Raw genomic sequence first — 6,000 nt, 5'->3', positions numbered from 1 at the left:
CCTGTCCCAAATCTCCGCGCGCTGCGCTGCCGAGTAGTAAATCCGCCGCCGCTGCTTCATCGCCCACACCCCTCTCGCTTCGAGAATGATGCGTTGCGACGACCCGTTGAACCCACCCCCAATAGCGGACGTTGACTTCGGTCAATCGTTTCAGTCTGATGCGTTATGGCCGGTGGATTAAATTCTAAGCGTAAAAAGCGCACGATAGAGGGCACGGTAAAGATAGATGGCGTGGCACTCGACTGGATGCTGATCAGTGAACCTCAGTGGAGCAACAGCGGAGACGGCTACAAGGGTTTGTGTATCTCGGTGAAGGTAGCCGACGAGGCTCGCCGAGAACTTGTGATCGAATACCCTTATCCCACTGGTCGCGATGGCCGTCCGCTCCCCGTGCCGCAGCGCCCGACCGTCAGTCCGAAACTGGTCGAGGAAGATATACGCTCAGCGCTGACGGCAGGCTGGGACCCTTCATCTCGCGGTAAGGCGTTTATCTACAATCCTGCCGACGTCCGCTAACGCCACAGAATAAGACATTCGCCGTCGGAACATCGGCAAGTCAATCTGTCGGGGACGCTATGGCGAACCTCGAATATGTAAACGCCACAAGCGAAGTGATGAGAAACACGAGGACGATGACGCCAATAGCAAAATCGGTTGATCGCCATATCAGAAGCTCGTCGGAACTGACGCAGAATTCCACTGTCTTCCAGTGAGCGTGCAGCGACCGCCCGACGCATTGATGTGACGTGTAGCGCCAAAAGACGAACAGCTTAATTAAAGAGAGAAGCAAAATCCCAGCAATCTCGGCGCGAAAAGCTCGGCGAAAAATTGCTTTTAAGTTCGATCCCGCATTAGCATTCATTCGTCTGATATACGCGCCCGAGAATTGGTGAGCAATGTCCGCTTTCCACAACAATCGGACGTTCAGCGTGTTCGGTGGCGATCTGAAAAGCGGACATTCCGCTTATCGCCCAGTAGCGGACATTGCTGTCGCGACGTTAATACAGCGAACGGTGGCCCGACACCGAAACGTAGGCTACCCAAGAGGCATGGAAGCGCCGCCGCCATCTTCGAACGAGACCGTCCCGGGTCAGGGCGACTTCTATGTCGAGCCGGATTGTTGCCTACTGTGTGGGGTGCCGGAAGACATCGCGCCGGAGATTTTCCAAACAGGCGAGGATCACTGCTCGATAGTCCGGCAACCCTGTTCGCCGGATGAAATCGACCGAACCATCCGCGCGATGTGGTCGAGCGAGGTCGATTGTGTTCGTTATCGCGGTCAAGATGCAGCCATGATCGAAAGGCTGGCGCGAGCGGGGATGGCCGGTCAAGCAGATCACCGGCACATATCAGGGTCGTCGACACGCTTACGAGACCAAGTGAGCTTCGAAATGCGGGAAGGCGCGAGTCTTACGGATGCGAGCCGAGTCGCCAAAGCGTTTCGGGAAGACATGCGTGCCAAGGGCAAGAAGGTTCTGCCCGCACTGCTCGGAAAGCGTTCCGTCTGGGTGTCATGGTATCAGAACCGCTTTCACCTCGTGCGCTTCACTGACGCCGGTCAGGGGCGGTTTGTTGCTCGCTTGCAGTGGACAATGGCCGTTCAGGGTCTCGCATGGCTGGTCGATGATTGGCTTCGCACGCAGTCGGTCGAAAATATTCGCTGGCAGGTAACGGGCGATCTGACGTCGGCGAGTCTCAGCCCGATGTGATGCCGCGACCAGCCAAACGCTGATGTCCGTTTTCCACCACAATCGGACCTTTTGGATGTCCTGTCGCGATCCCGAAAGCGGACATTCCGCTTCCGCCCACACAAAGACCCTCGCTCAGTCGCCTAGAATCTTATACTACCTCAGGCTGCCACCGGCGCTGTCGGCCGGAGAATTAAAATGCAGATGCTACTTTCCGTTGCGATGCTGGTGTCCGCTCTCGTCGCCGTGGGTGAGTCGAAGGCACAAACGGAAGTGCGGGCGAGTGTCGATCTTTCTGAGTGGACGCCATCGCAGAACTTGGTGCTGAACCTCGCAACCGGCAGCTATGTCATCACGCCCCCAATCGTGGGCTGGCCCAAAGCAACACCGCAGCCTGCTCAACGGCGAGGACGGTTGGCAAGGCAGAGCCTGCGGATGATGCGCGCGCTTGCTAAGAAGGCGTTCAAAAGCGGACTGACCGACAAGAAGTGTGAGGCTAGGAAGGGCCGCGGCGGCGATATGGTTTTCGGTAACGCGGTTGGCCCGATGGAACTTACGCTGACCGATGGTAGCATTAAGCTGACATCGCCTCAAATCGGATGTCGAACGGAGCCAGCAAACGCCTTGTTCGACTATATAACTCGCTTGTTCGATCATCGCTCGCCGTGGGCCGCCCCACCCTAGGCTGCGTTCTGCAAGAGCACGCTGCGAGCATTTCTATTACTGTGATCGTCCGTTTTCCACCAAATCATACGTTACGCGCGATCGATCGCGATCCCGAGATCGGACAGACCGCTAACGCCCAAAGTCCGCCGTTCGGGTCACTATTCGCACCGCCCAATAGCGGTCGCTTGTTCAAGTCCGGGCTTCGTATGCTTCCAGTAGCGGCCGCAGTCCCTCAAAGTTCGCGCCCTGCTCGACCGCGTTGCGAAGAGCGTAGAACTCATCGTCGCTTTTGATATGACCCCTGCGAACTACCCGCTGCACCAGCTTAGAGAACCTCGCGCGCATTTCCGACAGTGTAGGTAAACCCGATTGCGAAAGCTCGTGATCGCACGCGGTCACCTCGCTGGCTGACCATTCATTCGTAAACTCCACCACGTCCCCAATCGCCATACCTAGGCCGCTCCGCGCCTTAGCGGGCGTTTTCGCCGCCATGCTATCGAGCACAGCTATGGGATGAGTATCAGGGGCAAGTAGGTCCGAGGGAAAAACCTTCGCAACCATATGGCTGAGCCAAGACCGCAAAGGGCCGTATTCGGAAGGGTCAATCCGCATGAGCGTTATGCTGCCAGCGCGCAGCAATTAACGCAACGGCGGCTCACCGGCCTGCGCTCCTGAAAACAGACCGACCGCTTCCCACCACAATCGGGTGTGGGGTGTCCCCTGGAGTGAGAATGTTACGTTCGAAGAGCTGTCGGCGCATATTCACCCATGCCCTTAGGCATGCGGAACGACCTCGAAACCGCGCGCGTCCATGGTGAGCAAGTCGGTCTCAACATTCCAAGCCCACAGAGCGACGCCCGCCGCCGACACGGCGTGACGGAGATGCTCTGGCTTCCATTCGTGGCCCTTGGGCGTATCCACTATCATATCAAAACTTTTACATGTGACGTCCGCATAGCCGCAACAGCGTTTGTGACCAACGAAACTTGGCAGCCTGAAATAAGGCTGACGAAGCCTGGCGGACGAATGGGGTTGATCTGATTTAGCCGTATGGAATTGCGCCAGAGCACGGGACTTCGGCAAATATGTAGCTACAACAAAGTTCGAGGCCGATATCATTTTTTTCGTCACAACTCCGCCGTCTATGACAACAAATTCACTGTTCAAACCAAAGACATGCCCTAAAACTACGTTTATGCAGGATGACTATGATCACGATAGGGCAAAACGGGCCCTCGCTCTGATGGAGCAAGCGCTCGGGCTTCTGGACGATCACGAGTTGATACTCGCAGCTGCACATTTGGAGATGGCCGTCCATTCGTTGAGCGAACGCGTTTCAGCGCTTTAAGCAGGACTGTTACACGGTCCTCCGGACAGCCGATCACAATAACGATCATCCTCGCTGTCTAAAAGTTTATGCCCGCTATTAGCCGCACAAATCTTCGAAGGTTCGGGAGATGAACCGCTGGAGGCTCCGAAGGGGCTACGACAAAAACCAATTAACCAAAATTTTTGAAATTGGATCTATCTTTTGGTCGAGGAAGAAAATCCAATGCTTAGGTTGCTTTACATCAGTACTGCCAGAAACCCTCACGATCAGATCGAGGTGGAAAATATCCTGCGCGTGTCACGCCGCAATAATTTATCAGCTAACGTAACTGGCCTGCTAATGGCCGGCGGAAAGCGATTTTTACAGGTTCTCGAAGGGCCTGAAGAGAATGTCAAAGCGACATATGACCGCATCTGCCTGGACCCTCGACATTTTGCTGCCGTGGCGCTGAACAGACAGATTTGCGACGAACGCCTTTTTCCTGGCTGGTCTATGGGTTATCAACCACCCGGACATGGGTGCATAGACGCCCGGCTGGTGGCCCTGATCGAGCCCATCAGCGATCCGACAGTAAAAGCCTATTTTTCTGAATTCGTGGATCGCCACTCTGCTTGAGCACAACCCCATGGCTCCACATCACAACGCAACATAAGTGGCGGTTTCCAATACATTCTGTCAGAATTTCTGCAAATAACGAACAGCAAGTCGGCGCACAGTTATAACAGACCTCCCGGTAATACGAAAACTTATAGTACGATCTCGAGATTATAGGCGATAACATTATGGCCGAACCGCGGCCGTTGTGGATGACCAAGACTGATGTTATTTGTGAAACACATCGTCCTAAAATCAATCGCAGCCGCGAATGACGCGAAAAGCCGCCGGTCTTTCAACCAGCGGCTCCTCTATCGACTGTGAAGCGATTTAAGCGAACTTGACGTTCGTCTTCACCTTGCGGTTCCGCGATGCGGCACCGATCATGCCAAACCCAACAATCATCAAGCCCCACGTCGCTGGTTCCGGCACCGCAGCAGCAGCGAATGACAGGTTGCCCGAGAACGACGCGTCAGCCGGGTTGGTGCCACCGGCCGCACCGACCGTGCCCGAGACGAACAGCGTGTTGAGGCCGCCGACAACCAGGCTCTGGTTCAGCAGATTGCGGAACTCCTGGACACCGGTCGACAGGATGTTGAAGTTCACACCGTTGAGCGTCACCGACGTGAAGTCGATGTTGGTTGCCGTGTTCGTACCGGTCAAAATCGACGAGATGTCGGAGCTGGCGAGATTGAACCCGACTGGCGTCGTGAAAGTGAAAGTGCGCGTGAAGGAGCACGTGACAGCGTTACCGGCGCACGTAACGGCATCGTCGCCGAAGTTGCCGCTCGGCCCGGTGATGTTCAGAAACTGCGCGGCCTGTGCCGACGGGGCAGCGGCAAACGCAATCGTAGCGGCGACCGCTGCAGAGAGAAGCTTATTCATGTAACTTTATCCTCAAAGATTTTACCCGCACCGTAGACTGACCCCCCTGTCGCAAAATTTAGAGGATCGGCGTCTCAGATACGAACCCGGTAGAGCAGGTTTTGTGCCAATCCCGGATTTAAGGCGTTCTTATCGCACTGAAAATTGCGAGTGTAAGCCTCAGCGGCAGGTCAAGGGCAGGCCCGAAATCGAAGGCCGAATTCCGAGTTTTCCAGCAATCGATAAGATCGTGTTTTCGTTCCCGATCGGCTGCTTTTCATTCTGGCTGGCGCTAAAGCCGATAGCCAAAACCGCCCTCTCGACATTTCCGCAGCAGACCTTAAAAATTCGGAGTGCAGGATGCGGGGGCGCAAAATGGCTAATCGTAGGTGGACCGAGGAAGATTGTGCGGAGCTTGGCCGCTCGGTGATAAAAGGCGAATCTGTGAAGGAAATTGCGGCACGAATGACGCGGTCGGAGGAGGCGACCCGAACACGGTTGCAATCACTCGGCCTTACAAAGCCGCGATCGAGAAATCAGGCGTGAGCGACCCGGTCCATCCGTCTTGGATCGTAATCCAGCCAAGACCGGCAAACCTCGTACTTATTATTCACCCACGCAGGCAAACCGACGCTGGTGACCTGTGATTTTTTTTTCGACAGCGAGCGGTCCAACTGCCTGAAGGACGTTGTTAAGGCTTGCTTTTTCCTCCTCGGTATCGTCCAAGATCAGCCTTGGCGTGGCAGCATGAGTTGGCAGAGGTATGTTGATTTGTTAGACATATTTCACCACTTTAACTGCTTGTACGCCGAGCTAAACACGCAAATAGCCAAAGCTTTTTGCTTATCGCCGAGGTTA

At 55.2% G+C, this 6,000-nt stretch carries 6 protein-coding genes; 4 read left to right on the top strand and 2 right to left on the bottom strand.

All coding sequences use genetic code 11. From position 1 onward, the window contains the following. The first annotated feature begins 165 nt into the window (after positions 1-165). The 3 genes from U1738_RS19165 (at position 166) to U1738_RS19155 (ending at position 2,372) form a co-directional block, all read left to right on the top strand. On the top strand, positions 166-516 hold the full coding sequence (locus U1738_RS19165) for a hypothetical protein (RefSeq protein WP_332790635.1): 351 nt from the start codon (positions 166-168) through the stop codon (positions 514-516). A 533-nt stretch (positions 517-1,049) separates the two neighbouring features. Further along, entirely contained in the window at positions 1,050-1,709 is a 660-nt protein-coding gene (locus tag U1738_RS19160) for a ferredoxin (protein WP_332790634.1), read from the top strand. Positions 1,710-1,886: 177 nt separating this feature from the next. Beyond that, positions 1,887-2,372 carry a hypothetical protein gene (locus U1738_RS19155; RefSeq protein WP_332790633.1) on the top strand — a complete coding sequence of 162 codons (486 nt, stop codon included), beginning with the start codon at positions 1,887-1,889 and terminating at the stop codon, positions 2,370-2,372. A gap of 171 nt (positions 2,373-2,543) precedes the next feature. On the opposite strand, the gene U1738_RS19150 is transcribed toward U1738_RS19155, so the two are convergent. Next, positions 2,544-2,846, bottom strand: a complete 303-nt coding sequence (locus U1738_RS19150) for a hypothetical protein (RefSeq protein ID WP_332790632.1) — start codon at positions 2,844-2,846, stop codon at positions 2,544-2,546. Between the two features lie 1,039 nt (positions 2,847-3,885). Between U1738_RS19150 and U1738_RS19145 the strand changes: the two genes are divergently transcribed. Next, the gene (locus U1738_RS19145; protein WP_332790631.1) at positions 3,886-4,299 is read left to right on the top strand and encodes a BLUF domain-containing protein; all 414 of its coding nucleotides are present in this window, start codon (positions 3,886-3,888) and stop codon (positions 4,297-4,299) included. A 309-nt stretch (positions 4,300-4,608) separates the two neighbouring features. On the opposite strand, the gene U1738_RS19140 is transcribed toward U1738_RS19145, so the two are convergent. Continuing rightward, positions 4,609-5,163: an FxDxF family PEP-CTERM protein gene (locus tag U1738_RS19140; protein ID WP_332790630.1), complete on the bottom strand. Its 555-nt coding sequence runs from the start codon at positions 5,161-5,163 to the stop codon at positions 4,609-4,611. Positions 5,164-6,000: the final 837 nt, after the last annotated feature.

The organism is Parasphingomonas caseinilytica (assembly GCF_036663755.1).
In the GTDB taxonomy this organism is placed as follows: domain Bacteria; phylum Pseudomonadota; class Alphaproteobacteria; order Sphingomonadales; family Sphingomonadaceae; genus Sphingomonas.
Note: the sequence above shows the minus strand (reverse complement) of the source record. Positions and strands in the feature narration are given on the sequence as shown.

What these genes read in the sequence shown, in the direction of transcription:
- U1738_RS19160 (WP_332790634.1), top strand. Translation starts at nt 1,050, where the DNA reads ATGGAAGCGCCGCCGCCATCTTCGAACGAGACCGTCCCGGGTCAGGGC.
- U1738_RS19140 (WP_332790630.1), bottom strand. Translation starts at nt 5,163, where the DNA reads ATGAATAAGCTTCTCTCTGCAGCGGTCGCCGCTACGATTGCGTTTGCC.
- U1738_RS19150 (WP_332790632.1), bottom strand. Translation starts at nt 2,846, where the DNA reads ATGGCGGCGAAAACGCCCGCTAAGGCGCGGAGCGGCCTAGGTATGGCG.
- U1738_RS19155 (WP_332790633.1), top strand. Translation starts at nt 1,887, where the DNA reads ATGCAGATGCTACTTTCCGTTGCGATGCTGGTGTCCGCTCTCGTCGCC.
- U1738_RS19165 (WP_332790635.1), top strand. Translation starts at nt 166, where the DNA reads ATGGCCGGTGGATTAAATTCTAAGCGTAAAAAGCGCACGATAGAGGGC.